The 24,136-nt window shown below is 62.1% G+C and carries 25 protein-coding genes; 15 read left to right on the forward strand and 10 right to left on the reverse strand.

What is annotated here, in order from left to right:
* Positions 1-64 precede the first annotated feature (64 nt).
* The 5 genes from EJ079_RS00800 to EJ079_RS00820 are packed head-to-tail and all read left to right on the forward strand — an operon-like array spanning position 65 to position 5,619.
* Entirely contained in the window at positions 65-1,639 is a 1,575-nt protein-coding gene (locus EJ079_RS00800) for an ABC transporter ATP-binding protein (protein WP_164873698.1), read from the forward strand.
* Entirely contained in the window at positions 1,636-2,676 is a 1,041-nt protein-coding gene (locus EJ079_RS00805) for an ABC transporter permease (protein WP_127807799.1), read from the forward strand. Before EJ079_RS00800 ends, EJ079_RS00805 begins: the two co-directional genes overlap by 4 nt.
* Entirely contained in the window at positions 2,664-3,650 is a 987-nt protein-coding gene (locus tag EJ079_RS00810; RefSeq protein WP_127271624.1) for an ABC transporter permease, read from the forward strand. Before EJ079_RS00805 ends, EJ079_RS00810 begins: the two co-directional genes overlap by 13 nt.
* An 11-nt stretch (positions 3,651-3,661) precedes the next feature.
* Positions 3,662-4,675, forward strand: a complete 1,014-nt coding sequence (locus EJ079_RS00815; protein WP_127292944.1) for a nucleoside hydrolase — start codon at positions 3,662-3,664, stop codon at positions 4,673-4,675.
* Positions 4,672-5,619 carry a nucleoside hydrolase gene (locus EJ079_RS00820; RefSeq protein ID WP_164873699.1) on the forward strand — a complete coding sequence of 316 codons (948 nt, stop codon included), beginning with the start codon at positions 4,672-4,674 and terminating at the stop codon, positions 5,617-5,619. Before EJ079_RS00815 ends, EJ079_RS00820 begins: the two co-directional genes overlap by 4 nt.
* Positions 5,620-5,806: 187 nt before the next feature.
* Here EJ079_RS00820 and EJ079_RS00825 read toward each other — a convergent pair whose 3' ends face one another.
* The 5 genes from EJ079_RS00825 to EJ079_RS00845 are packed head-to-tail and all read right to left on the reverse strand — an operon-like array spanning position 5,807 to position 10,268.
* Complete coding sequence (locus EJ079_RS00825; RefSeq protein WP_127807800.1) at positions 5,807-6,346, reverse strand: prepilin peptidase; 540 nt, start codon at positions 6,344-6,346, stop codon at positions 5,807-5,809.
* Between the two features lies 1 nt (position 6,347).
* Positions 6,348-6,887: a tetratricopeptide repeat protein gene (locus tag EJ079_RS00830; protein WP_127807801.1), complete on the reverse strand. Its 540-nt coding sequence runs from the start codon at positions 6,885-6,887 to the stop codon at positions 6,348-6,350.
* Positions 6,888-6,941: 54 nt separating this feature from the next.
* Positions 6,942-7,892 carry a type II secretion system F family protein gene (locus EJ079_RS00835; protein ID WP_127807802.1) on the reverse strand — a complete coding sequence of 317 codons (951 nt, stop codon included), beginning with the start codon at positions 7,890-7,892 and terminating at the stop codon, positions 6,942-6,944.
* A gap of 19 nt (positions 7,893-7,911) precedes the next feature.
* On the reverse strand, positions 7,912-8,880 hold the full coding sequence (locus tag EJ079_RS00840) for a type II secretion system F family protein (RefSeq protein WP_127807803.1): 969 nt from the start codon (positions 8,878-8,880) through the stop codon (positions 7,912-7,914).
* The gene (locus EJ079_RS00845) at positions 8,880-10,268 is read right to left on the reverse strand and encodes a CpaF family protein (RefSeq protein WP_127807804.1); all 1,389 of its coding nucleotides are present in this window, start codon (positions 10,266-10,268) and stop codon (positions 8,880-8,882) included. Before EJ079_RS00845 ends, EJ079_RS00840 begins: the two co-directional genes overlap by 1 nt.
* Before the next feature lie 530 nt (positions 10,269-10,798).
* Between EJ079_RS00845 and EJ079_RS00850 the strand changes: the two genes are divergently transcribed.
* The 10 genes from EJ079_RS00850 (at position 10,799) to EJ079_RS00895 (ending at position 19,000) form a co-directional block, all read left to right on the forward strand.
* Positions 10,799-11,017: a Flp family type IVb pilin gene (locus EJ079_RS00850; protein ID WP_127807805.1), complete on the forward strand. Its 219-nt coding sequence runs from the start codon at positions 10,799-10,801 to the stop codon at positions 11,015-11,017.
* A gap of 91 nt (positions 11,018-11,108) precedes the next feature.
* On the forward strand, positions 11,109-12,137 hold the full coding sequence (cpaB, locus tag EJ079_RS00855) for a Flp pilus assembly protein CpaB (protein WP_127807806.1): 1,029 nt from the start codon (positions 11,109-11,111) through the stop codon (positions 12,135-12,137).
* Between the two features lie 53 nt (positions 12,138-12,190).
* The gene (locus EJ079_RS00860; protein WP_127807807.1) at positions 12,191-13,636 is read left to right on the forward strand and encodes a type II and III secretion system protein family protein; all 1,446 of its coding nucleotides are present in this window, start codon (positions 12,191-12,193) and stop codon (positions 13,634-13,636) included.
* Between the two features lie 4 nt (positions 13,637-13,640).
* Positions 13,641-13,910, forward strand: a complete 270-nt coding sequence (locus tag EJ079_RS00865; protein WP_245481786.1) for a hypothetical protein — start codon at positions 13,641-13,643, stop codon at positions 13,908-13,910.
* Between the two features lie 71 nt (positions 13,911-13,981).
* The gene (locus EJ079_RS00870; RefSeq protein ID WP_127807809.1) at positions 13,982-15,511 is read left to right on the forward strand and encodes a pilus assembly protein TadG-related protein; all 1,530 of its coding nucleotides are present in this window, start codon (positions 13,982-13,984) and stop codon (positions 15,509-15,511) included.
* Positions 15,512-15,513: 2 nt separating this feature from the next.
* On the forward strand, positions 15,514-16,038 hold the full coding sequence (locus EJ079_RS00875) for a TadE/TadG family type IV pilus assembly protein (RefSeq protein WP_127807810.1): 525 nt from the start codon (positions 15,514-15,516) through the stop codon (positions 16,036-16,038).
* Between the two features lie 2 nt (positions 16,039-16,040).
* On the forward strand, positions 16,041-16,676 hold the full coding sequence (locus EJ079_RS00880) for a TadE/TadG family type IV pilus assembly protein (RefSeq protein WP_127807811.1): 636 nt from the start codon (positions 16,041-16,043) through the stop codon (positions 16,674-16,676).
* Entirely contained in the window at positions 16,673-17,836 is a 1,164-nt protein-coding gene (locus tag EJ079_RS00885) for an AAA family ATPase (RefSeq protein WP_127807812.1), read from the forward strand. The genes EJ079_RS00880 and EJ079_RS00885 overlap by 4 nt, the downstream gene beginning before the upstream one ends.
* On the forward strand, positions 17,820-18,410 hold the full coding sequence (locus EJ079_RS00890; protein WP_127807813.1) for a L,D-transpeptidase: 591 nt from the start codon (positions 17,820-17,822) through the stop codon (positions 18,408-18,410). Before EJ079_RS00885 ends, EJ079_RS00890 begins: the two co-directional genes overlap by 17 nt.
* The gene (locus EJ079_RS00895) at positions 18,407-19,000 is read left to right on the forward strand and encodes a hypothetical protein (protein WP_127807814.1); all 594 of its coding nucleotides are present in this window, start codon (positions 18,407-18,409) and stop codon (positions 18,998-19,000) included. Before EJ079_RS00890 ends, EJ079_RS00895 begins: the two co-directional genes overlap by 4 nt.
* Before the next feature lie 14 nt (positions 19,001-19,014).
* On the opposite strand, the gene EJ079_RS00900 is transcribed toward EJ079_RS00895, so the two are convergent.
* The 5 genes from EJ079_RS00900 to EJ079_RS00920 all read right to left on the reverse strand — a co-directional run bounded on the left by EJ079_RS00900 (position 19,015) and on the right by EJ079_RS00920 (position 24,021).
* On the reverse strand, positions 19,015-19,548 hold the full coding sequence (locus tag EJ079_RS00900) for a hypothetical protein (RefSeq protein ID WP_127807815.1): 534 nt from the start codon (positions 19,546-19,548) through the stop codon (positions 19,015-19,017).
* A 59-nt stretch (positions 19,549-19,607) separates the two neighbouring features.
* Positions 19,608-20,558, reverse strand: a complete 951-nt coding sequence (locus tag EJ079_RS00905; protein ID WP_245481787.1) for a sugar ABC transporter permease — start codon at positions 20,556-20,558, stop codon at positions 19,608-19,610.
* A 69-nt stretch (positions 20,559-20,627) separates the two neighbouring features.
* Positions 20,628-21,923 (reverse strand): sugar ABC transporter substrate-binding protein, encoded by a 1,296-nt coding sequence (locus tag EJ079_RS00910; RefSeq protein WP_127807816.1) that lies wholly within the window; start codon positions 21,921-21,923, stop codon positions 20,628-20,630.
* Between the two features lie 95 nt (positions 21,924-22,018).
* A complete protein-coding gene (locus EJ079_RS00915) occupies positions 22,019-22,849 on the reverse strand; it encodes a carbohydrate ABC transporter permease (RefSeq protein ID WP_013530271.1) in 831 nt (276 codons plus the stop codon).
* A complete protein-coding gene (locus EJ079_RS00920; RefSeq protein WP_127807817.1) occupies positions 22,846-24,021 on the reverse strand; it encodes an ATP-binding cassette domain-containing protein in 1,176 nt (391 codons plus the stop codon). Before EJ079_RS00920 ends, EJ079_RS00915 begins: the two co-directional genes overlap by 4 nt.
* Positions 24,022-24,136: the final 115 nt, after the last annotated feature.

A 24,136-nucleotide genomic window follows, 5' to 3' on the forward strand; every position in this document is an offset into this window, starting at 1 on the left:
AAGCGCTACACTGATCCGCCGCGGCTTGCCGCGGCGGATCAGTGTCCAATCTGCGAGAGCCACGTTGTCGAACACGCCGGGGTCGCCGACCCTCCACAGCAATGCCGCGATGGCCGTCGAGTTGACTGGCATCACCAAGCGTTTTGGCGCATTCGTCGCCAATGACGGCATCGACCTTGCGGTCCGCCGCGGCGAGATCCACGCCATCATCGGCGAGAACGGTGCCGGCAAGACGACGCTGATGAACATCCTGTTCGGCCTCTTGCAACCGGACGAAGGCTCGATCCGGCTGAACGGTGAAGAGATCGTGATCGCCGACCCGTCCGTGGCGATAAAGGCCGGCCTCGGCATGGTTCACCAGCATTTCAAGCTGGTTCCCTCGCTCTCGGTTGCCGACAACGTCTTTCTCGGTATGGAAATCCGTCGCCATGGGCTGATCGACCACGCCGCACAAATTGCGCGCACGCGCGACCTGTCGAAGCGCTTCGGCCTGCAGGTCGATCCGACCGAGCGCGTCGGGCTGCTCTCGGTCGGCATAGAGCAACGCATCGAAATCCTTAAGGTCCTGGTGCGCGGCGCGCGCACCATCATCCTCGATGAACCGACCGCCGTGCTGACGCCGCAGGAAAGCCGTGAATTGTTCCAGACACTGCGCAGCTTCGTGGCCGAGGGCATGACGGTGATCTTCATTTCGCACCACCTGGAAGAGGTGATGGAAGTGTCCGACACGGTGACGGTGCTGCGCAACGGCAGGAAGGTGGCGACCCGACCGACGGCCGAGCTCAGCAAGGACGAGTTGGTGCACATGATGGTCGGCCGCGAGGTGAGCTTCGACCGCCGGCCGCGCGCTTCGCTGCACGGCGACGTGGTGCTCGAAGTCAAGGATCTGTGGGCGCGCGACGATCGCCTGTTGCCGGCTCTTCGCGATGCCAGTTTCACCGTCCGCTCCGGCGAGGTGGTGGGGATCGCGGGTGTGGCCGGCAATGGACAGACGGAGCTGGCGGAAGTGCTTTCGGGCTTGCGACCGGCAAGCCATGGCGGGGCGTGGCTGAAGGGCCGGAATCTCACCGCGCTCTCCCCCGCCGCGATCCGCCAGGCAGGCCTCGCCCATGTTCCAGGCGACCGCATGGTGCGCGGGGTCGATCGCAACGCTTCGATAGCAGCCAACACCCTGATGGGCCGCCAGCACCGCGCCCCATGGAGCCGCGCCGGCATGCTCAACTGGAATGCCATAAATCAAAACGCCGAAACGCTGATCAAGAGCTTCGATATTCGCGCGCGCGGACCGGGCGATGCGGTCAAGCGGCTTTCGGGGGGAAACATCCAGAAGGTCGTTCTGGCGCGCGAATTCACCAACGGCGCCGATTTCCTGCTGATCGACCAGCCGACGCGCGGCGTCGACATCGGCGCCCAGGAGGCCATTCATGACGAGATCATGCGCCAGCGCGCCGCCGGCCGCGCAATCCTGCTGATTTCCGTGCAGCTCGACGAACTGGCCGCCCTTGCCGACCGCATCCTGGTGATGTTCAACGGGCGGATCATGGGCGAGGTCGCCGGCGACGAGGCCGACGAGGAGCGCATCGGCATGATGATGGCAGGCGTGGCCACGCCGGAATTCGCCGCGGAGACCGCATCATGACAGACCATTTGCGTGCCGTTTCCGGCCAGGTGATCGCCATCGGCGTGGCGCTGCTGATGGGCGCGATCATCATCCTCATGGTCGGCGAAAGCCCGGTGCGTGTGTTCATGACGCTGTTGCGCGGCGCCTTCGGCGATCAGGAGAAGATCGCCGGGACCTTGCTGCAGACGACGCCGATCCTGATCTGCGGTGTCGCCGCCTGCATCGGCCTGCGCGGCGGCATGTTCAACGTCGGCATCGAGGGCCAGCTGTTCCTCGGCGGCTTCGCCGCCGCGTGGGTCGGCTTTGCCATGCCCCTGCCCGCAGGCATCCACACGCTGGCGGCACTTGCGCTCGCGGTGGTGGCAGGCGCGGCCTGGGTCGCCATCCCCGCCTACTTCCGCGCCCGCTACAACACCAACGAAGTCGTCTCGACGATCCTGTCGAACTACGTGGCGGTGCTGCTCACGTCCTATTTCACCATCTTCCTGTTCAAGCGGCCGGGTGGCTGGTCGGAGACACCGCCGATCCTGGCGACATCCTACCTGCCGGAGATCTTCACCTTTTCGCGGTTGAACTGGGGTCTGGTCATTGGCCTGGTGCTGGCGGTCGGCGCAGCCCTTGTCTTCCGCTACACCAAATGGGGTTACGGCGTCACGATGGTCGGTTCGGCGCCGAAATTCGCCGAATATGGCGGCGTCAGCGTGAAACGGCAGGGTTTCCTGGTCCTGCTGCTTTCGGGGGCCGTCGGCGGGCTGGCCGGCGGCGTCGAGACGCTCGGCGTCCATCACCGCTTCATGGAAGGATTTGCCCCCGGTTTCGGCTTCGACGGGTTGATCGCCGCCCTGCTTGCCAATGGCTCGCCTGTCGCCACCATCTTCACCGCACTGTTCTTCGGCGCCCTGCGCAACGGATCGCTGCTGCTCGAGGTCGACACCAGCGCGTCGCGCGAAATCATCACCGTGATCCAGGCGCTGATCATCCTCAGCGTGTCGGCCCAGGTGCTGGTGAGAAAGCGTGGCGACAGCCAGGCAGGGGAGCGGCGATGGAAATTCTAGACAAGCTCATCAACGTCGCGCTGATCGCGGCGACGCTTCGCACCACCGCGCCCATCCTTCTGGTCGCGCTTGGCGGCTCGTTCACCACCAAGGCCGGCATCTTCAACATCGGCCTCGAAGGGCAGATGCTGGTCGGCGCCTTCTTCGCCGTCCTCGGGTCGATCTGGACCGGTTCCGCGCTGGCGGGGGTCGCCTGCGGCGTCGCGGCGGCGCTCGTCTTCGCCCTGGTCTTTGCTGTCCTGGTGGTGAGCTTCAAGGCCAATGAAGTGGTCGTCGGGCTGGCGCTCAACATCCTGGCCGGCGGCATGACAATCTCGCTGATGAAAGCGATCTTCGGCACGCGCGGTTCGATCGTCGGTCACGGCATCGTCGGCCTGCCGAAAGTCCAGCTGCCCGGTGCCCGCGACCTTCTCGGCTCGTGGGCGCCGCTGATCTCCGGCTTCACGCCGCTCGTCTATGTCGCCTTCATCGCGGTGCCGCTGCTGGTCGTCTGCTATACCAGGACGCGGCTCGGCCTCTATATCCGCGTCGTCGGCGAAAAACCGGAAGCCGCCGAGGCGCTTGGCATCTCGATCACCCGCGTCCGCTATATCGCGTCCCTGCTGTGCGGACTGCTGGCGGGCCTCGCCGGCGCTCACCTGTCACTCGGCTACATCACCATGTTCACGGAAAACATGTCGTCGGGCCGTGGTTTCATGGCGGTGGCAATCCTGATCTTCTCCAATGGCGATCCGCTGAAAGTGCTGGCCGGCTGCCTGCTGTTCGGCTTCGCCGATGCTTTTTCGCTGCGCCTGCAGACGTTCGGCTATCCCTCCTACCTGGTTCTCACGGTTCCTTATGTCGTCGCGCTGATCGCATTGTTCGCGCTGTCCTACCGGGCGCGTCCGAGGATCATCGCCGAGACGCTGGAATCGATGCGCAAGCTGCTGTCGGTCGACAAGAACACTGAAGCCGGCGGCAAAAATCCCCAGTGAAGGAAGCCTCTATGGAACGCATAATCCTCGACGTGGATTCGGCCGGCGACGATATTCTCGCCGTGCTGTTTGCGGCGGTCAATCCGAAGCTGCGGCTCGAGGGCGTGACCACCGTGACCGGTGCGGCCGGCCCGATCGAACAGGTCACCAACGTCGTCCTCAACACACTGACGCTCGCCGGGCGTGACGATATCCCGGTTCACGCCGGCGCGTGGCGGCCGATCGTCGGCAACGCCAAGGCCGACATGGAGGCGCCGGTGCATTTCGAAAAGCGGCTCGTTGCCCGTTTCGGCGATCGCCTGAAGAAGTTCAACCCGCCGGCGCCGACGCCGGTGCGGCAGGCCACGTCGGGACATGCGGTCGATTTCATCATCGGCACGGTCATGGCCAATCCGGGCGAGATCACGCTGGTGACGACCGGCCCGCTGACCAACGCGGCGATGGCGCTGTTGCAGGAGCCGGGATTGACCGGTGCACTCAAGCGGCTGATCGTGCTCGGCGGCAATTTCCAGACGCCGGGCAACATCACACCCCTGTCGGAGTACAACATCTGGGCCGATCCGGAGGCTTCGCGCATCGTGCTCAACGCCGATGTCGAGAAGATCCTCGTGCCGCTCGACATCTGCGAGGACAACCGCGTCGCCGATTCGATGCTGACGCGCGACGACATCGCCGACATGCAGGCCGTCGCGAGGGACAATCCCGTCCTTGAGATGATCGCCGACAGCTTCCCGATCTACATCGACATCTGGCGCGAATTCTTCGACCTCGTCGGGTTCCCGATGGACGACGTGATCACCGTGGCGCTGGCTTTCGATCCCGGCCTGGCGACGATGACCGAGCCGCTGTTCGCCGACGTCGTGCTCGACGGCAGGCTGGCGCGCGGCCAGACCGTCGCCTATCGCGGCCGGCAATTGCTGCCCGGCGGCGGGCCCAAGACCACCCGCATCTGCACCGGCCTGGACGGCCGGCGTTTCCTCGACGGCTTCAAGAAAACCATAGCGCGCTACGAGCGGGCGGCGTGAAAGACGACATGATGACCAAGCCAACTCCTATCCTGTTCGACTGCGACCCCGGCCACGACGACGCCATCGCGCTGGTCATGGCGCACCGCTCGCCGGCCATCGAACTCATCGGCGTCACCACGACCTGCGGCAATGCGGAAGTCGAGAAGACGACCGCCAATGCCTTGCGCATCCTGGAGTATATCGGCGCCGGCGACGTGCCTGTCGCGCGGGGCTGTCACCGTCCGTTGGCGCGCCCGCTGGTGCTCGGCACCGCCGACGGCCCAAGCGGCCTCGAGGGCTCGCCCTACCTGCCGCAGGCGACGATCAAGCCGGTTGACCAGCACGCCGTCGATTTCCTGGCCGACAGACTGCGCGCCGCGCCCGAACCGATCCTGGTCGTTGCCACCGGCCCGCTCAGCAATATCGGCCTGATGATCCTCAAGCATCGCGACGTGCTGCCCAAGATCAAGGAGCTGATCTGGATGGGCGGCGTGTTCTATCGCAAGAGCGAGATCATCACGCCGACCGAGTTCAACGCGTTCTGCGACCCCGAAGCGCTGAAGATCGTTTTGGACAGCGGCGTGCCGATCCTGATGGTCGGCCTCGACGTCACCATGCAGGTGCTGATCGAGGCGCCGCAATATGCCGAACTCGCCACCATCGACACGCCGCTCGGACGGCTCGTCAACGACTGGCTGCTGTTCTACGAGAAGCTGCACCGCAACTCGATGGGCGTCGGCGGCGCCATGCACGATCCGCTGGCGCTGGCGCTGGCCATCGACCCGACATTGGTGCGCACGCGCCCTGCCCATATCGGTGTCGATCTGTCCGGCACCTACGCCTTCGGCGCGACCATCGCCGATTACTGGGGCGAGCGCGGTGAAAAGGACAATGCCCGCATCGCCCATGAGGTCGACGCGGACCGCTTCTTCAAGCTGATGTTCGACCTGCTGCGGGACTGAACGGAGCGCGAGCTGCGCAAGGCAGCTTTTCACGATAGGAATTTTTTCTTGACTCCCTGCACTCAGCTATGGTACATTTTTGGCTATGGTGCTGATTTGCGCCAGTGACCCGCCGCACAGGCGGGTTTTTCGTTTGATGCTCCGTCAAATCTCCCGCGCGACAATTCAGCCGCGTGAGATGACAGGGTCAGTTGAGCTGGTTGAGGATTCCAGAGCTGCTCGCGACCGTCAAACTCCTGTAGATCAGGAACGCCAGCGTACAGATCGCGGCGAGCGAGATCGGCACGCCGAACGGCACCACGCCCTTGCGGTCCAGATGCTGGACGATGAGCCGAAAAGCACCGGCGGGCAGCAGGAAGGGGTTTTTCACGATCGCCGCGGTGGCCAAGGCGAAAACCAGGAGCAGCACCGAAAACACCGCGAGAGCGCCGCCGCTGATCAGGAATGGCACGACTGCCAGCAGCTTGACGTCGCCGGCGCCGATCTTGCGCAAGACCCAGAAGGGCAAGAACGCGACGAACAGCAGAAGCCCTGCACCGGCGCTCAGCCCCATGTCCCACCACGAGCCGGACTGGAGCGACAGCAGCAGCAGGCCCCCGGCACCCAGGCAGAGCAGCAGCAGCACGTCGCGATTGGAAATCTTCTGGGTGGTGAAATCGACCCAGCCAATCCTTGCCAGCAGAGGGATGGCGAGCACTTTCAGCAGCAGCGCTTCGACGAGCAGCATGCTAGCGCTCGACGTTCTGCACGCTTGACGACAAAAGCTTCAGATTGTTGGCGACGGTCGGGTCGTTGGGCGCCAGTTCGTAAGCCTTGAGGAAGTTCGAGCGGGCATCCTGCAGCTTGCCGCGCAGCAGGTAGGAATAGCCCACATTGTTGTAATATTCGGGCGTCGCGCCGACCAGCTTGAAGGCCCTGGCATAGGCCTTGTCGGACAGGTCGAAGCGGTGGATCCGGTCGGTGCAGGCGGCCAGCCCCATCCAGGCGTTGCCGTCATTGGGCGCCAGTTGCGTCGCCTTGAAGAACAGCGCGCCGGCATTGCCGTAATTCTCGGCGCGGAACTGGTTCTTCGCTTCGGCAACGGCCTGGTCCGAGGCGTAATATTCGACGTCGCTGACCGTCTTCAGCCCATCGAAAGCATCGCCAAAAGACGTCACGTCGCCCTTCGACGGCTCGTTGGTGCGAACGACACCGTCAGTGGCGTCCGTCTGGCAGCCGGCAAGCAAAACCGTCAACAGGCAGAACGCCGCCGCGATAGCCCTCTTCATACAGATTCCCCCAAGGGTCCCGGACCTCATATTAGAATCAGATCATACACGCAATTAGAAGATAATGCCCCTCATGCGGATGATCACCGGTAGCATGATAACCATCATAACCACAGGGAAGATACAAAGCCCCAACGGAATCATCATCTTTACCGGTAGAGAATTGGCGCGTTCCTCCGCGCTCAGAATTCTCTGGCCACGCATCTCGGCGCTATAAACACGCAAGGCATCGGTGAGGCTGGTGCCGAGTTCTTCCGATTGACGGAACAGGACAGCCAATGCCCGCGCCTCGTCAAGTCCGATGCGATCCGAGAGTTCGCGCAGCGCTTCCCGCAACGGCTTGCCAGCACGCAACTGCAGATTCATGATCGACAGCTGTATTCCCAGCCATTTGTGGGTGGCGGCCATTTCATGGCTGACGCGTTCGACTGCCCCCTCCAGGCTCATGCCGGCATCGGCGCAGGTGATCATCATGTCCATGAAATCGGGGAAAGCCCGGCGATAGATCTGTTTCTGGCTGCTCTCGAAACGGTCGAGCAGAATGGCGGGAAGCACGATGCAGGCGAGGCCGAACACGGCAGAACCAGCAAAGGTGATGAAGCCTGGCAGGTGCGGCGGCAGAACCCGTGACAGGAGTGCATACATCGCCAGAAAACCGACGCAGACCGCGGCAAGGCGGCACAGCGTATAAATCAGCGGTGCGCTTGATTGATAAAAGCCGGCGCGAAACAGCTTCGCTTCCAAGGCGTTTGGCTCATCCCGCTCCTTCTCGATCGACTTGAAGTAGGCATCGACCGGCCGTTGCGCCGCAAGCTTGGCAAGCTGGTCTTGTCCGAGCATCGATCGGCGGTCTGTAATTCCTTCGCCCATCAGGCTCTGCGCGACTAGCTTTCGTGTCTGCAGAGCCGGGAGAAAGATAAGCGCACCGAACAGGAAGAGGGACACCGCCGCCACAAAGACGGCAATGGATACCAAGAAGCCCAGGTCCTGAATGTTCGAAAACAATTTCTTTCGTCGCTCCCGGTCAAAAATCGAACGTAACCATCCGGTACATGATGAAGTCGCCAAGCAGCGCCCACAACCCAAAAATCAGGAATATCGGGAAGATGAGCGGGTTGCTCCAGACGGCTCCGTAGTAGGCCGGGGCAAGGATTTGAAGTGCGAAGAACATCACAACAGGAAACAAGGAGATGATCCACGCGGAGACGCGACCTTCGGCCGAAAGCGCCCTGATTTTCATTCGTAGTTTCTGTCGTTCACGCAGAACCGAGGAAAGATTGGCCAGAATTTCGGTCAAATTGCCGCCCGTCTTGGCCTGGATCGACAGCGATACCGATAGCAGTTGAAGGCCCTCGAAGCCGACCCGCTGCGAAAGCTTTCGCACGGCCTGCTCGATGCTGAGACCAAAGGTGATCTCATCGGAGACGATGCCGAACTCGGTGCCGAGCGGATCGGGCATTTCGCGCGCGACCAGACCGATCGCGATCGAAGCCGGATGTCCGGCGCGCAGCGAACGAACGATCATGTCGAGCGCATCCGGAAGCTGTTTGGCAAATTTCCGAATTCGCTTGTTGCGGGCGCGCCGGAGGACGAGAAGCGGCAGGACAAGCCCTACGACCAGAAAGATAAGAAGCGACGCCAAGGCCGAAAAATTGAAGAATACCAGCAGCAGCGCCATCGCCAGCCCTGCGAGCAGAAATGTTGCGGCGAAGGTCAGGGGATTCCCGGTGATGCCGGACTGGGTATAGAGCCTGTTCAGCCAGACCATACCGAAAAGAAAATCGCCGGAGTCCGTGAGCCCGCGCTCTCGCAGCAATCCCTGTAACGTTTGTTCGGCCGGGACGTCGCCAGCGAGCCGCTTCAATCGGCGATTGACTGCTAGAGACCGGGAGCGGCGGCCGGCAAAGGAAAGATAAAAGGCTTCGCCGGCGAGAATGACCGAGGCTGCCGCCAGCATGTAGATGAAGTAGAGCAGAGCTTGACCCGTCGGCATCAGAGGGCAACCTGCGGGTTGAAGGCGTCCTTGGCAAAATGATGGCCCAGCGTCGCGGCCTCCGGAGCGAAGCGCGGACGAACGCCGGTGGCGCGAAAATCTCCGATGACCTTGCCCTCGGCTGTCACCTCACGGCGGACGAAATGATAGATTTCCTGGAGCTGGACGACATTGCCCTCCATGCCGGTCAGTTCCGATATGGAGGTGACACGCCGGCCGCCGTCCGAAAGACGCTGTGTCTGGACGATGATGTCGATGGCGGAGGCGATCTGCGCGCGGATTGACTCATGCGTCATCGGCATGCCGGCCATGCCGACCATCTGCTCCAGCCGCGAGATCGCATCGCGCGGCGTGTTGGCATGGATTGTCGTCATTGAGCCTTCGTGGCCGGTGTTCATCGCCTGCAGCATGTCGAAGGCTTCCTCGCCGCGCACCTCGCCGACGATGATGCGGTCCGGCCGCATGCGCAGCGCGTTCTTCAGCAATTCGCGCTGGCGCACCTCCCCCCTGCCCTCGACATTGGGCGGGCGTGTCTCCAGCCGGCCGACATGCGGCTGCTGCAATTGCAGTTCGGCCGCGTCCTCGATGGTGATCAGCCGCTCCTTCGAGGGAATGTAACTCGACAATGCATTGAGCAAGGTGGTTTTGCCGCTGCCGGTGCCGCCTGAAACCAGGATCGATTTGCGCGCCTGCACGGCGATCCGCAGCAGCTCGATCATCGGCGGCCGGATGGAATTGAAAGCCATCAAACGTTCGAGCGAATAGGGATTCTTGGAGAATTTGCGGATTGACACCAGAGGGCCGTCGACCGAGACCGGCCGCACCGCAATGTTGACGCGCGAACCGTCTTCCAGCCGCGCATCGACCATCGGCGAAGATTCATCGACACGCCTGCCGATGGCCGAAACGATCTTGTTGATGACCCGCAACAGATGCGCCTCGTCGCGGAAACGGATTGCCGTCTCTTCAATCATGCCGCGCCGCTCGATGAAGACGCGCCTGTGGGTGTTGATCATGATGTCGGTGATCGAATCGTCCTTGAGCAGCGGTTCGATCGGCCCGAGACCCAGCATCTCGTCTGCGGTGTCGCTGGTCAGTTGGTCGAGTTCGCGCGCGTTAAGGGGAACGGTGCGACCGCGCACGAACTCCCGCACGATGGGGCGGATCTCATTCAGAATCTCATCCTTGGAAGCATTTTCAAGCGCGGTCAGATTGAACCGATCGATCAAATGGCGATGCAGCTCGACCTTGAGCGTCAAGAAATCGTCGCCATGCGATTCAATATCAGCGGCTGGCGAAAGAGCCGGAGCAACAGGCTGCACCGCCAGCTGATCGGTCTTTGCCGTTACCTGCTGTTCGCCAGGCCCCTTGATGAACCGCCCCAACATAGTCGCTTATACTCCCCCTAGTCCCTCATTAGCGGAAACTAACTGTTAACCACGGGAGGCACAAGCGCCCAGGTGGCTGTCGTACCCTCAATACTTTCTACATAGTTAAGATCAGAAGCCTGTAATAACGGCCTTATTTGGTGCAGCTGCCGGTTCGTGGTCAGAGCGTCGGCATCGCTTTCCAGCCTCTTCCGGTTTTGGGGCCAAAACCGCCCGGAAGACACCGATAAACCCTTAGATATAAAGGAATATGCATTATTACTAATGCTTCCTCCATCCTGCCACATCCGCGGCCAAATTGTGAACGAATGGTTAAGGCGCTTGAAAAATGAAAGGAATCAAGCTGTTGATTACATCTGGAACTGTAATATTCTTTCCGAATCATGTACATGAAAGTTAAGGAACCCTTAATCTCGTTTGACTCTGCGTTTTCTCGGGACCTAGGATCGAGATGACGGGGGATGCTTGGGTATGGATTTCATCCTTTGCTCTGTCTCGTCGGGTTCCAACCTCCAAAGGGAGAAATTGACATGAACAAGCTCATGACGATGACCCGGCAGTTCCGCGACGATGAGAACGGCGCTGCCATGGTCGAATATTCCATCCTTATCGGCATCATTGCCGTCGCCTCGATCATGACTGTCCTCGCCATCGGCGGATGGGTGAACGGCAGGTTCGCAGGCCTCTGCACCGCGCTGGAAGCCAGCAGCGTCGGCAGCTGCGTTGCCGCGACTGGGGTAGGCACCTGATTAGCTAGCGGATCTCAGGCCCGGATCAGATCCGGGCCTGAGATCACTCAGGTCACTTCGGTCGTTCTGCTGCCTTTTTGGGGTTTGGGCTATGCGCGCCAACACACTTATCATGATCGTGCTCGCCGGCGTGTTCGGGGTCCTGGCCGTGGTTCTGGTCAATATCTGGCTGGCTGGCCAGCGAAGCGCCATGGCCCAATCGGGCGCCATCCAGAGCAGCACAGTCGTCGTTGCGGCAATGCCGCTGAAGTTCGGCGATGCGCTGAGCGCGGATAAATTACGCGAAGTCGCTTGGCCTGCGGGTGCGGTTCCGGCCGGGGCGTTCAAGACAACGAAAGACCTGTTAGCTGGCGACGGCGCCAAGCAGGCACTGCAAGCGATAGGTGTCAATGAGCCGATTCTTGCTACCAAGATTACCGGCCCCGGCCAGCGCGCCACGCTTTCGGCGGTGCTCGGCGAAGGCATGAAGGCCGTGTCCATTCGCGTCAACGATGTGCTCGGTGTCGCCGGCTTCGTCTTCCCCGGCGACCGTGTCGATGTGCTGCTGACACGCACGGTGCGGGGTGATGATGGACAAGACAGGAGTTTTGTCGACGTGCTGCTGCAGAGCATGAAGGTGCTCGCCGTCGACCAGGTGGCCGACGAAAGCAAGGACAGCCCGACGGTGGTGAAGTCCGTGACGCTGGAGGCCAGCACCAGGGACGCGCAGAAGCTGACGCTGGCGGCCGGCGCCGGCCAATTGTCACTGGCGCTGCGCCAGGCCGCAGCCAGCAAGGGCGAGACGACCGAGCGGGTGACGCTTTCCGACCTGACAGGCGAAACGCCGGCAGATGTCGCCGCAAGGCAGGCCGAACTCGACAAGAAGGCTGCAGCGGAAGCTGAGGCCGCGGCCGAGCGCAAGCGAGCCGAAGACAAGCTCGCGGGATTGGCACAGGCCGTGGACCGGGTGGGAAGTCAGCTCGACCAGTTGAGCAAGGTCAAGCCGGCTCCGGCCGTCGCGGCGCCGGAAGTCGTTAAGGAAGTGGTCAAATATGTCACACCCGAACCACCGGCGCGTGCTACTGTGGGCGTTTTTCGGGGCGTGAAGCTTGAAACATACGACGTGCCGCGACAACAATAACAGAGTGCGGCGAAACGGAACGAACTGCCGCCGGCAGCAAGTGGGGGACGGGGATGCGGGGATCTTGGTTAGAGATAGCGACGGCCGCGTTGTCGTGCATGGCGGCGCTGTTGCTGTCGAGCCTGGCGGCCGGTGCGGCCGACCGCTTCATCGACGTGTCGACCCCTGCCGTCCATCGTATTTTCCTGCCGATGTCGCAATCGGTAACGATCCAGGTCAGTGCCAATCTGGGTGACATCGTCGTCGGCGACGAGAAGATAGCCGACGCGCAGCCAATGACCGACCGCACGCTTTATGTCATTGGCAAGGGCGCCGGCACCACCACCGTCAACCTCTTTTCGACGGACAAGCGCTCGCTCGGCGCACTTCAGATCGAGGTCGGCGTCGATGTCAGCGACATGGCGCAGGCGATCCGCCAGGTGGCGCCCAAGTCGCGCATCGAAGTCGGCTCGGTCAATGGCAGGGTGAGGCTTGGCGGTCATGTCAAGGACGGCGCCACACTGGCGGCTATCATGGCGGTTGCGCAGCAATATGGCCCCGACGCCGTCATCAACTCCGTCATCGTCGACGACAGCCAGCAGGTCAATCTGGAAGTGCGCGTGCTGGAAGCCAAGCGCAACACCGGCCGCGACCTCGGCGTGTCGATCAAGAGCACGAACGGCAGTGGCACGACCCGTACCGGTACCGGTGTTGCTGCCGTCGACGAGGACGGACTGGTGCTCGGGCCGGGTGGCCTGCTCAGCGGCCTCCTGTCCAACTCCGCGCCCTTCGGAGCGCTGATCACGCGCGTCATCGACAGCAACATCAAGGTCGATCTGATCATCGAGGCGCTCGAGTCCAAAGGCGCGGTGCGTATGCTCGCGAACCCCAACCTCACCACGCTTTCCGGCGAGCAGGCCAGCTTCAACGCCGGCGGCGAAGTGCCTATCCGCACCCTCGACAAAGACGGCGAGATAAGCATCGTGTACAAGCAATTCGGCGTCAATCTGCTGTTCACGCCAGTCGTACTCGACGACGGCAAGATCCATATGAGGCTGGCGCCGGAAGTCAGCGACCTGACCGGCTTCACCACCGCCGGCGACCCGATCTTCACCAACCGCAAGCTGGAAACCGTCGTCGAACTGCGCGACGGCCAGAGCTTCGCCGTCGGCGGGCTTCTTTCGAGCAAGACGACCAAGCTCCAGGACCAGGTGCCGTGGCTCGGCCAGGTGCCTGTCATCGGCACGCTGTTTCGCAGTTCGAGCAACCAGAAGGAAGAAACCGAGCTGGTGGTGATCGTCACGCCGCATATCGTGCGACCGGTGAAGCCCGGCGAGCAGCTGGCGACACCGTTCGACAAGACACGGCCCGCCAACGATCCGGAATTCTTCGTGCTCGGCCAGCTTGAAGTGACCAAGGACATGGTCCGCAAATATGAACTGGGCGAAGGCGTCACCGGCCCCTATGGCCACATGCTCGACTTCAAATCGAAGGACAAGATGCTCTATGTCAAGAAATAGCGCCTTGATCCTCATTGTGTGCGCCGGCGCGCTGTCGGGCTGCGCCGCGGACTATCTGAACCACTACGATTCGGTGACCCTGGCTGCCGGCGACACGCAGAAATTCAATTCGATGCTGCAGACGGTCGATCCGCTCAATCCGGCGTCCCGGAACACACATATCGAAGGCGACGGCTCGCGCGCTGCAGCTGTTGCCCAAGCCTACAAATATCCACCACCACCACCGCCGCCGCCGGCGATCACGGTCAATGTCGGCGGTGCAAAAACGCAGTGAACTGAATGGAAGGATGCGGAGGGCGCCGGGCATACGAGGGGTCCAGGCGCAGGAAAGCAGAGAGTAGGGTCATGTTGGGGACCATTCGTGCCTTCTGGAACGATCAGAGAGGAATAGCGCTCATCCTCGTCAGCATCACGCTGCCGGCGATCATCGGCTTTTCGCTGCTGGCGATCGACATGAGCCGGGTCAACAATTTGCACAATGATTTGCAGAAGGGCGCCGACAGCTTTGCACTTGCAGCGGCAGCAGAACTGGACGGAAGCAGCGGAGCCTGGGGGCGGGCCGAACGCGCCATGGACGTGCTTGTTCGCAATGAGAGCCAGTTCTCTACAGCAGGCCCAAGAATCCTATTGGCCGGCCAACCGGGAGGCACACAGCGATGCAATAGTGCCGAAAGTATCTCCTGGTGCTTTCTGAAAGCTATCCCTGCCGCGGACGGCACTCAGATAACAGTCGCCAACCAGGCGACTTATCTCGCGGACGCCGATCCCGCCGTGGGGGAAGGGCAAACGCGGTTCATCCAGGTGACTGTCACGCCGACTGGCTTTGATGCAATCTTCCCGGCTTCCTTTTTGTCGTCCGGCGCCAGCAACAGCTTCAACGTGGGGGCAGTCGCCGTCGCGGGCTTCACCTCTGGGGTCTGCGATTTCACGCCTGTCTTTATGTGCAACCCTTATGAGATGGTGAACGGGACCAATTCGGCGGGCGGATTTACATTGGCGCAGGCCGTTTCTGACCCGGTCGTGCATCGTCGGTTGATCGAACTGAGGAAAGTCGGTAGCGGGGCCGCCGCCGGGCCAGGTAACTTCGGCTTTTTAGAGCCCCCGTCAGGTGTGGGAAACGGCGCCCAAGCTCTTGCGCAAACCATCGCCACATCGAAGCCAATTGGCTGTTACAGTTCTGCGAGCGTCTCGACCAAGACGGGTCAGAACGCTGGCCCTGTGCAAGACGCCTTCAACGTCCGTTTTGGGATTGGAGCCGGAGGCACCTTCAATAGCCCCGAATACGGTCCTTCCGCGAATGTCCGAAAAGGGGCAAAACAGGTCAAAGGCAGCGTAAACCAATGCCCTGCCATGAACCAGCTTTCGTTCACGGAGGCTGGAACAAAGGGCCTTCCGCGCGATGCGACAACTCCCTATCAGGGGGGCCGTATGGGCGACGGAAATTGGGATTTCGCCGGCTATTGGAGCACCAACTTCGGTTCAGCTGCCTATCCATCTTCATGGGATACGACCAAACCGACGCGCTATGAGGTTTACCGTTACGAGATATCAGCCGGGTTAGTGGGCACCGCGTCGACAGGTGGAGAGCTCGGAACACCGTCGGCTGGTTGCCAACCACCTGTCACGTCGGTGGACCGGCGTCTGCTCTATGGTGCAATCCTGAACTGCAATGCACTCGAAGCTGCAGGCAAGGATTTGTCCGGGCATAGTACCGATCTGCCGGTCGAAGCCTTCGGCAGCTTCTTCCTTACGGAACCGGTCATGTCAGCGTCGGATGATGCTTCCGTGATGGTTGAACTGGTCGACATCACCGGTCACGATGGTCAGAATACGCTTGATAATTTCCTCCGCGACGAAGCCCAGCTTTACCGGTGAGGATGATGATCGCAACGCTAGGCCATCATCTCAATAGATTTCAACGCGATGGGCGCGGCACAGCGCTCGTCGAAATGGCGCTGATCGCGCCGCTGATGCTCATGTTGTCGGCAGGCGTGTTCGAGTTCGGAAATCTTATCCACGAAAAGCTGCTAATGGAGGCCGGGCTTACGGATGGTGCCCGTTTCGCCGCACGCTGCAACAGCAAGTTGTATACCGATGCCGGGCTGGCGGCAATCGACTGTGCGGGCGTTGCAACAAACATCGCGGTATTCGGCAACGCGACTGGAACGCCACCCGCGCGTCTCATCGGCTGGAAGAAATCGGATGTCACGGTGACCTTGAACAACAAATGCCAAGAGGCCGTGGTGGCCGGCGTGACCAAGTATCGCTCCACGACGACACAAGTCTGCGTCGTCCGCGCGGTCGGCACCTACCCATACACCGGGATCGGGATGCTCTCGATCATCGACGTCGGCCCGATTATCCTCGGCGGCCTTCACGAGGAGCGGCTAATCCGGTTCTGATCATGATGAGGAGCTTCGCAAAATCCGAGGACGGCGCGGCGATGGTGGAGATGGCGATCGTAACGACTCTGCTGTTTACGCTTGTGCTCGGCTTCGTCGATTTCGGTTATGCGCTGTATCAATGGAACGCGGCGACAAAAGCCGTTCAGCTCGGCGCCCGTCTGGCGTCGATCTCCGATCCGGTTGCAACCGCGCTTGCGACAGCCGGGCCGACGACGACACCGGGCGCTCCGGTGGTGGCGGCCGCCTATGGCCCATTCGTCTGTACATATACCTCTGGGACCGGAGGTTGCACCAACGGCGGCGCCTTCAACGCCGCCAATTTCAGCCGGATCTTTCGCGGCGACACAGCGGTTACCAACGACGACGCCTGTCCTGCTTTGGCGGCAAATCAGCGGCCCGGCATGTGCCATTTCTTTCCGCGCCTGCACCGCGACAACATAGTGGTCACCTACAGCGCCACAGGCCTTGGCTATCAGACCCGGTTGGGGGGGCCGGTGCCGACAATCACCGTTAGCCTGAAGACTATCGACTTCGAGTTCTTCTTTCTGGGCGGACTGCTTGGGTTCGACAATCTCACAATGCCCTCCATGCTGAGCACGGTCACGGGCGAAGATCTGAAGAGTACCGCGTCATGAATGCCATCGACACCAAGGTTACGCCGACCAAGCGCAAGCAGGTGGCGCTGTTTTCGTCGGATCCGAATTTCAAGCGCGATGTGGCGACGCGGCTCGATGCGCTGGCGATCTATGACGTCAGGGTTTCCGAGACGAGCGACTTTCTCAAGGGGCCGCCGGCGGATACGCGGCCAGGCATCGTCATCCTCGATCTCGGCAATGGCGAGTTGCTCGGCAGGCCCGGCATCGTCGAGGCGCGCGCGCTGTGGGCCAGCGTGCCGCTGATCGCGGTTTCCGACGAGCTGAGCTCGGAGCAGACGCGTGTGCTGGTGCGCATGAACGCCTCGGACTGGCTGCACAAGCCGCTCGACGGCAAGGAGCTGCTCAATGCGGTGACCTTCCACGACACCGGCAACCAGGGAACGAAGAGCCGGATCATCACCTTCATCAGCGCCAGCGGCGGCGCCGGCGCGACGACGCTGGCGTTGTCGGCGGCCGAATTCCTGGCGTCGAAATCGGCCGAGCGCGCAGCGTCCACCTGCCTCGTCGACCTCGATTTCCAGAGCGCCAATTGCGGCGCCTATCTCAATTTGTTCAACCAGTTCGACCTTGCCGGCATCATCGGCCAGCCGGAACGGCTCGATGTCGAATTGATGGATGTCATCAAGCTTTCGCGCCCGTCCGGCCTCACCCTCTACGCGTTCGAGCGGCCGCAACTGCCGTTCGAGCCGCATGGCAGCGATTTCGTCTTCCGGCTGCTCGACCTCGTCGCCTACCGCTTCGACGACATCGTCATCGACCTGCCCAATCTGGAAACGCCCTGGCACGATTCCGTGCTGTCGACGAGCGACGAGATCTTCATCGTGTTCGAACTCAATGTCGCGTCGCTGCGGCAGGGCAAGCGGCTCTACAAGAAGATCCGCGAGCTGCGCGGCAATGCGGTCAGCATCACGCTGGTCGCCAACAAGCACAAGCGCAAATGGTTCGGGAACCATTTTTCGCGCAGCGAGCTCGAAAAGATCTTCAAGGCGCCGCACATCAAGTCGGTGGCGCTCGACAACGCGCTTCTGACCGATGCGCTGAACAGGGCCATCCCGCCTTCCGAGGTGGATGGGCGGGCGCGCTTCAACAAGGATCTGAAGCGGATGTTCAAAGAGCGGCTCGATGACGCTGCCCGATAGATATCGGATCGCCCCGAAGCTCGCCGGCGCCTGCGCGCTCGGCATGGCGCTGGCGCTGTCCGTCCACGATTTCGCCGAGGCGCGATCGGCGCTTTCGGAGCGGCCGCCGCTGCCGGCGATGGGGCCCAGCCTGCGCAAAGCCGTTGCCTTCGCGACCGCCGAGCAGCCGGGCACGATCGTCATCCGCAAGGACGAGAAGGCGCTTTACCTGGTGACCCGCCAGGGCCAGGCGCTGCGCTACCAGATCAGCGTGGGGCGCGACGGGTTCGGCTGGACCGGCACCGTCAAGGTCGGGGCGAAGACCGAATGGCCGGAGTGGCGCCCGCCGCAGGAAATGCGGGCCCGCCAGCCGGAGCTGCCGAAAATGGTGCCCGCCGGCCCCTACAACCCGCTCGGCGCAAGGGCGCTCTACCTGTCGCGGGACGGGCGCGACACGCTCTACCGCATACACGGCACCAACGACCCGTCGGGTGTCGGCTTCGACGGGACATCGGGCTGTTTTCGTCTCACCAACACGGATGTGATCGATCTCTTCAAACGCGTCGCGGTCGGCGCAAAGGTGGTGGTCCAATGACGATGATCAGCGAACCGGACATGCCGGCGATCGATATCGGAAACCAGGAACAGCGCGAACCGGTTGCCACCGAGAAATTCAGCAAGGCAAAGACGATCGGCGTCATCGTCGCCGGTGGCGCGCTTCTGATCACCGGCATCAACATGGCGGCCGCGGTCTATCTCTATCGGGGCATGAGCGACCTGCGCTTCGTCGAGGCGCGGCTGGAGCAGCTCGGCGCGTTCGAGCAGCGGATCGCGGCCCGGCTCGACACGGTCAACAACGGTTTTCAGAGCCGGTTCGAGAAACTGGACAGCCAGCTGCAAGGCAGCTTCAACGAGATCGATGCCGGCATTGCCCGGCTGGGGCAGAGTATGCCGGTCGCCGGCGGCGAGGGCATGCCGGGTGCGGAAGAACCGTCCGAATTCGCCACCAGCACGCTGGCGCAAGCGCCCGAAGCGCTCGACGGCGAGAGCGCGAGCGAGCCAGGCGTCATCGAAGCGCCCGCACCCAGGAAGAGAATCGCGTCGGCGTCGCCCCCTGCCCCAAGCTCCAACTACCAGCGCATCCAGCAGCCCGACGGCAAGGTCTATTACCGCCGGATCAACTAGACGCGATATATGCTCTAGAGATCGCGCTGCAGCGCCAGGATGCGGATGGCCCGGACGGAGCGCTCCCGCGCCTCAGTGAGGAAGGCGATGTGGCAGTAGGCACAGGCCACGATGCCCAAAAGCAGCACCAGGCTGTTCTTCAAGGTGAAATCGACGGCCAGCGAATACGGAAGACCCTTGGGCGAGGTGAATTCGGCAATCGTGCTGGCCGTTTCCGAATGGCTGCCGACGGCGATCATCAGGCCAGCGAAAATCAGGGCGACATGGTTGGCGAGGAACGAGGATGCCGATCTTTTGGCGTGGCACGCCACCCAGCAGACGATCGCTGCGGCGGCAAGAATGACGGCGTCGATAGCCATGGAGCCGCCCAGCCAGACATCGACCTGCTGCCAAAGCACCGTCGACAGTGGGCGCAGTTCAAGCCATAGCCACCATGCGGTGGGGCTGGCTGGATAGGTGCCCAGCAACAAGGTCGCCATGCGCTCCCCTGCCAGGACCGCCAGAATGAGAAACGGAAAGGCGAAAAGCAGAAGCGGCTTGCGTTTCATGTTCCCTCGACAATCTGCAAGCCAGGATAGGCCGTATAGATTGCTCAAGGCTTAACAGCCTACTTCCGGCCCTCTCCCGATTGCGAGCGTTCGAGGACGGCAAAGAAGATCACGGTGAGCAGAAGGACGATCAGCAGCAGCACGAAGGCGGCGGCCGCGCCTTCGTTGAGCGAAAGGCCGAGAAAGGCACGGCGATAGGCAAAGAAGCTCAGCACTTCTGTCGCGTTGCCAGGCCCGCCCTTGGTCAGGACATAGGGCAGATCGTAGGTCCGGAACTCGTTGATCAGCTGGATGATGATGGTGATCGCCGCGACCGGCCGCAGCATCGGCAGGGTGATGTAGAAGAATTGCTGCCAGCCGCGTGCGCCGTCCACTTCAGCCGCCTCATAGGGATCTCGCGGCAAAGCTGCGAGCCCCGCGGCGAGGATCAGCACGACGAAGGACATTTGCTGCCAGATGTCGATCGCCGCCATCGTCCAGAGCGCCATGCCTGGCGTGCCTAGCCAGTCGAGGCGCGGCAGGCCGAACGTTTCCATCAGATGATTGGCGATGCCGAGATTGGGCTGGAGCAGCATGCGCCAGATCAGGGCGACACTGATCGGCGACATCGCCATGGGAATGGTCAGAACCGCGAAATAGACCGGCTTCATCCGGACCGTCCGGTTGAGCATCAGGGCGATGCCGAGCCCGATCACGAATTCGCCGACCACCGTCACCGCCGAATAGCGCACGGTGAGCCAGAGCGCGTTCCAGAACAGATCATCGCCGATCATCGAGGCGAAATTCTTGAACCCGACAAGCGGCAGAAGCTGCGGCTTGATCAAGGTCATCGAGGAGATCGACAGGATGCAGGCATAGGCCAGCGGAAAGCCCATCACGATCGCCAGCAGCAGCAGGCCGGGCAAGGCAAAGGCCCAGCCGGTCCGCCACTCGCGGCCACGGGCAGCCAATCCTTTTTTGATCGCATTGTGCATCGTGGCCGAGCCTTGGTCGGTTGCTGATCTCGTCAAGATCCGGGGTCTGACAAGATCCGGCGCGGCTGGCACCGCCGCGCCGGATCTCCTTGCCGAGCCGGACCGCTATTTGTCGAGGAGCCCCTGCAAGCCGTCGGAAGCCGCCTTCAGCGCCGCGTCCGATGTCGCCTGGCCGCCAGCCGCCAGCGAGAGCTGGGTACCGAGCAGATCTTCGTATTGCGCCGAATAGGTGAAGATCGGAAACGACTTGCCGGTCGCCACCACATCCTCGGCGGTCTTGTAGAAGGGATATTTCGCCAGCACCGCCGCATCGGCATAGACATCGCTGCGCACCGGCGCGTGGCCCTCGAGCGCGCGCTTCACCGAAACACCCTTGCTCTGCACCCACTGGATGAAGGTCCATGCGGCTTCCTGCTCTTCCGGCGACGTGTTCTTGGGAATGCCCCAGCCCCAACCGCCGCTTTCGCCATGGCCACCCGGCATCACCGACAGGCCGACCTTGCCGGCGACCGTCGGACACTTCACGGCATCGTCCATCTGCGGCAGCATCCACCAATAGGTGACCATGCTGAAGGCGGAACCGCTGCACATCAGGCGCATGGTGTCATCGAGCGTCGCCGATATGGCACCCTGCTGGGCGCCATGCTGGATGTTGTCGACATAGAGATCGAGCGCCTTCTTGGCCTCTGCCGTGTCGAGGCTCGCCTTGCCGTCGGCATTGAGATAGCTGCCGCCGGCGGAGAACAGGTAATTGGAGAATTCCATGCTGTTGGGGTCGCCGCGCTGGCCCTGCATCGCGGCTCCGGCGACGCCGGCATTGGCCTTCATGAATTTGGAAATCGCCACATAGTCTTCGAGGGTCGTCGGCAAAGCGAGTTCCTTGCCGGTTGCCGTCTTGTAGGCGGCCTTGAGCTTCTCGTCGCCGATCAGGTCCGTGCGGTAGAGGAGGCCCATCGAGTAGTTGTACATGGGCACCAGGAACAGCTGATCCTTGGTCCGGCCGAGCAGGTCAAGCGTCGAAGGAATGAAGGGGCTCAGATCGTATTTGGATTTCTCGACGAAGGGTTTCAGATCGGCCAACCAGCCGGCCGCCGGAAATTCGCCGGCCCACAGGAAGTCGACCTCGAGCACATTGTAGTAGCTCTGCGGCGCGGTCAGCTGGGACACCAGTTTGTCGTGCATGTCGGGATAGCCGATCTTCTCGAACTCGACCTTGATGCCGGTCTGCTTCTCGAATTCGGGCAACAGCGCTTCGATGATCTTGGTTTCCGGCACGTCCTCCATCAAGGCGTGCAAGGTGATGGGCTCAGCCGCCCTGGCCGGAAGCGATGCGCTGACAACCGCTGCCCCGCTCACCGCCGTCATCAGCATTTTGATCAAGGTCTGCTTGTTCCAAGTCATAACTCTCTACTCCTCTTTCCCTCTGGACGCGGCGGTGATCCCGTCACGATTTCATAACCGGCTAGCGAGCCATGTCGGCTCTCGGAGCGGCCGGCCTATTTCACGCTGCCGAACGTCAAGCCCTGGACGATGAAACGCTGGATGAAGCGGGAAGCCACGACCAGCGGCAGGATGGCAAGGACGACGCCGGCAGAGACCTTGGCGATCTGGACGCCGTTCGAGGTCTGCAACGCGGCGAGCGCAACCGGTATGGTCGCCGTCTTCGGCCCGCTCAAAACCAGGGCAAACAAAAACTCATTCCACGCCAGGATGAAGCCGAGGACGCCGGCGGCCGCGATACCGGGCATCGACACCGGCAGCACAATGCGCCAGAAGGCGCCCCAGGCGGTCGCGCCGTCGGTCATCGCCGCCCACTCCAGATCGACTGGAATGCCTTCGAAGAAGCCCATCAGGATCCAGGTCAGGAAAGGCAGGTTGAGCGCGGCATAGACGATGATCAGCCCGGTCAGCGAATTGCTGAGCTCCAGGCTTCGGAACAGCGTGAAGGTCGGCAGCACCAGCGCCACGGGCGGCAGCATTTGCGTCGCCAAAACGGCAAAACGCGCCCACCGACCGCCCGTACGGAAGCGGGCGAAGGCATAACCGGTGGTGGCGGCAAAAGGCAATGCGAGCAGAACCGAGCCGAGCGCGACGATCAGGCTGTTGAGGTAGGACTGACCGAAGCGGCTCGACAGGAGCGCCGAATAATTGTCCGTCGTAAAGGCCGGCATCAGCTCGTTGCTGTAGGATAGCTGCTCGGGCACGAAGCTCGTCCGCAGCACCCAGAGCGGCGGCAGCAGCACGATGGCGCAAACGACAATCAGCCCGAAATGCAGGCCGAAGCGGCGGCGAAAGGCAGGCCGTTCGTTTCTGTCCATGCTGGTCATTGAGCGGCCCTCATGAGGCTCGGCCGCGCGATGACCAGTTCGGTTTCGGGATCAAAGAGGTGCATCGGCAGCGGGTCGATGTAGAGTTCGACGATCGAGCCGACGGGCGCCGTGAAATAACGGCTCAGGCGGGCGGCGATCTCCAACGGCTTGTCGCCTCCGGCGGGGTGGGCATCGTCCGTGCCGGTGGCCTGACCGGCAATCTGGCCGATCAGGACGTTCTCGGCGCCGAGGGCCTCGACGGCCACGACCCGTACGGCAATCTTCTGCCAGTCCGGCTTGTCGGGGCTTTCATGGAAATCCTCGGCCCGCACGCCCAGAATGGCGCGGCGCCCGACACGCTCGCCATAGGCGTTGCGGTGGCGGGCGGGGACGGCAAGCACGGCACCACTATCGGTCAGGACGGAGAGCCCTTCGCCAGGTGCGGCCTGAAGCGTGGCCGGAATGAGGTTCATCGGCGGCGTCGCCAGGAAGCGCGCGACGAAGGTGTTGACCGGGTCGGCATAGACTTCAAGCGGCCGGCCGGCCTGGACCAGGCGACCATCGCGCATGATGCATATGCGATCGCCCATGGTCATGGCCTCGACCTGGTCGTGCGTGACATGGACGATGGTGCGGCCGAGGCGCCGGTGCAGCTTGACGAGTTCGAGCCGCATCTCGGCACGCAGCTGCGCATCGAGGTTGGACAGCGGTTCGTCAAGCAGGAAGGCCGCCGGTTCGCGAACGATCGCCCGGCCGAGCGCGACACGCTGACGCTGGCCGCCCGAAAGCGCTGCCGGCTTGCGGCCGAGAAGATTCTGCAAACCGAGCAGGTTCGCGGCGTCGGCAATCTTGGCATCGATCACTGCTGCGTCGGTGCCGCGCATCTTCAGCCCGAAAGCCATGTTCTGCCGCACCGACATATGCGGATAGAGCGCGTAGCTCTGGAAAACCACCGCGACGTTGCGGTCGCGCGGCGCGACATTGGCGACGCTCTTGCCGCCGATGCGAAGATCGCCGGAGGAGATACTCTCCAGGCCGGCAATCATCCGCAACGTCGTCGACTTGCCGCATCCCGACGGGCCGAGAAAGATCACGAATTCACCATCGGGAATGGTGAGATCGACCTCATGCACCCCGTAATTGCCATTGCCGTAGAGCTTGGAAACGCGATCGAGCTCGATAGACGCCATAGACTTTCCTCATGAACCCGTCTGACCCGGCTGAACGCCGAAGGCCGAAGTCGAGCGAACGGTCATCTTAGAGAACAAAATGTAACATTGAAAGCCTGCCTTCTGATCATATGTG

The organism is Mesorhizobium sp. M7A.F.Ce.TU.012.03.2.1 (genome assembly GCF_004006095.1).
In the GTDB taxonomy this organism is placed as follows: Bacteria; Pseudomonadota; Alphaproteobacteria; order Rhizobiales; family Rhizobiaceae; genus Mesorhizobium.

Coding starts and splice junctions, on each gene's coding strand:
- EJ079_RS00900 (WP_127807815.1), bottom strand. CDS start 19,548: ATGAAACGCAAGCCGCTTCTGCTTTTCGCCTTTCCGTTTCTCATTCTG.
- EJ079_RS00825 (WP_127807800.1), bottom strand. CDS start 6,346: ATGCTGCTCGTCGAAGCGCTGCTGCTGAAAGTGCTCGCCATCCCTCTG.
- EJ079_RS00810 (WP_127271624.1), top strand. CDS start 2,664: ATGGAAATTCTAGACAAGCTCATCAACGTCGCGCTGATCGCGGCGACG.
- EJ079_RS00875 (WP_127807810.1), top strand. CDS start 15,514: ATGATGATCGCAACGCTAGGCCATCATCTCAATAGATTTCAACGCGAT.
- EJ079_RS00880 (WP_127807811.1), top strand. CDS start 16,041: ATGATGAGGAGCTTCGCAAAATCCGAGGACGGCGCGGCGATGGTGGAG.
- EJ079_RS00890 (WP_127807813.1), top strand. CDS start 17,820: ATGACGCTGCCCGATAGATATCGGATCGCCCCGAAGCTCGCCGGCGCC.
- EJ079_RS00870 (WP_127807809.1), top strand. CDS start 13,982: ATGTTGGGGACCATTCGTGCCTTCTGGAACGATCAGAGAGGAATAGCG.
- EJ079_RS00860 (WP_127807807.1), top strand. CDS start 12,191: ATGCGGGGATCTTGGTTAGAGATAGCGACGGCCGCGTTGTCGTGCATG.
- EJ079_RS00895 (WP_127807814.1), top strand. CDS start 18,407: ATGACGATGATCAGCGAACCGGACATGCCGGCGATCGATATCGGAAAC.
- EJ079_RS00920 (WP_127807817.1), bottom strand. CDS start 24,021: ATGGCGTCTATCGAGCTCGATCGCGTTTCCAAGCTCTACGGCAATGGC.
- EJ079_RS00915 (WP_013530271.1), bottom strand. CDS start 22,849: ATGACCAGCATGGACAGAAACGAACGGCCTGCCTTTCGCCGCCGCTTC.
- EJ079_RS00885 (WP_127807812.1), top strand. CDS start 16,673: ATGAATGCCATCGACACCAAGGTTACGCCGACCAAGCGCAAGCAGGTG.
- EJ079_RS00815 (WP_127292944.1), top strand. CDS start 3,662: ATGGAACGCATAATCCTCGACGTGGATTCGGCCGGCGACGATATTCTC.
- EJ079_RS00830 (WP_127807801.1), bottom strand. CDS start 6,887: ATGAAGAGGGCTATCGCGGCGGCGTTCTGCCTGTTGACGGTTTTGCTT.
- EJ079_RS00805 (WP_127807799.1), top strand. CDS start 1,636: ATGACAGACCATTTGCGTGCCGTTTCCGGCCAGGTGATCGCCATCGGC.
- EJ079_RS00910 (WP_127807816.1), bottom strand. CDS start 21,923: ATGACTTGGAACAAGCAGACCTTGATCAAAATGCTGATGACGGCGGTG.
- EJ079_RS00840 (WP_127807803.1), bottom strand. CDS start 8,880: ATGCCGACGGGTCAAGCTCTGCTCTACTTCATCTACATGCTGGCGGCA.
- EJ079_RS00845 (WP_127807804.1), bottom strand. CDS start 10,268: ATGTTGGGGCGGTTCATCAAGGGGCCTGGCGAACAGCAGGTAACGGCA.
- EJ079_RS00850 (WP_127807805.1), top strand. CDS start 10,799: ATGAACAAGCTCATGACGATGACCCGGCAGTTCCGCGACGATGAGAAC.
- cpaB (WP_127807806.1), top strand. CDS start 11,109: ATGCGCGCCAACACACTTATCATGATCGTGCTCGCCGGCGTGTTCGGG.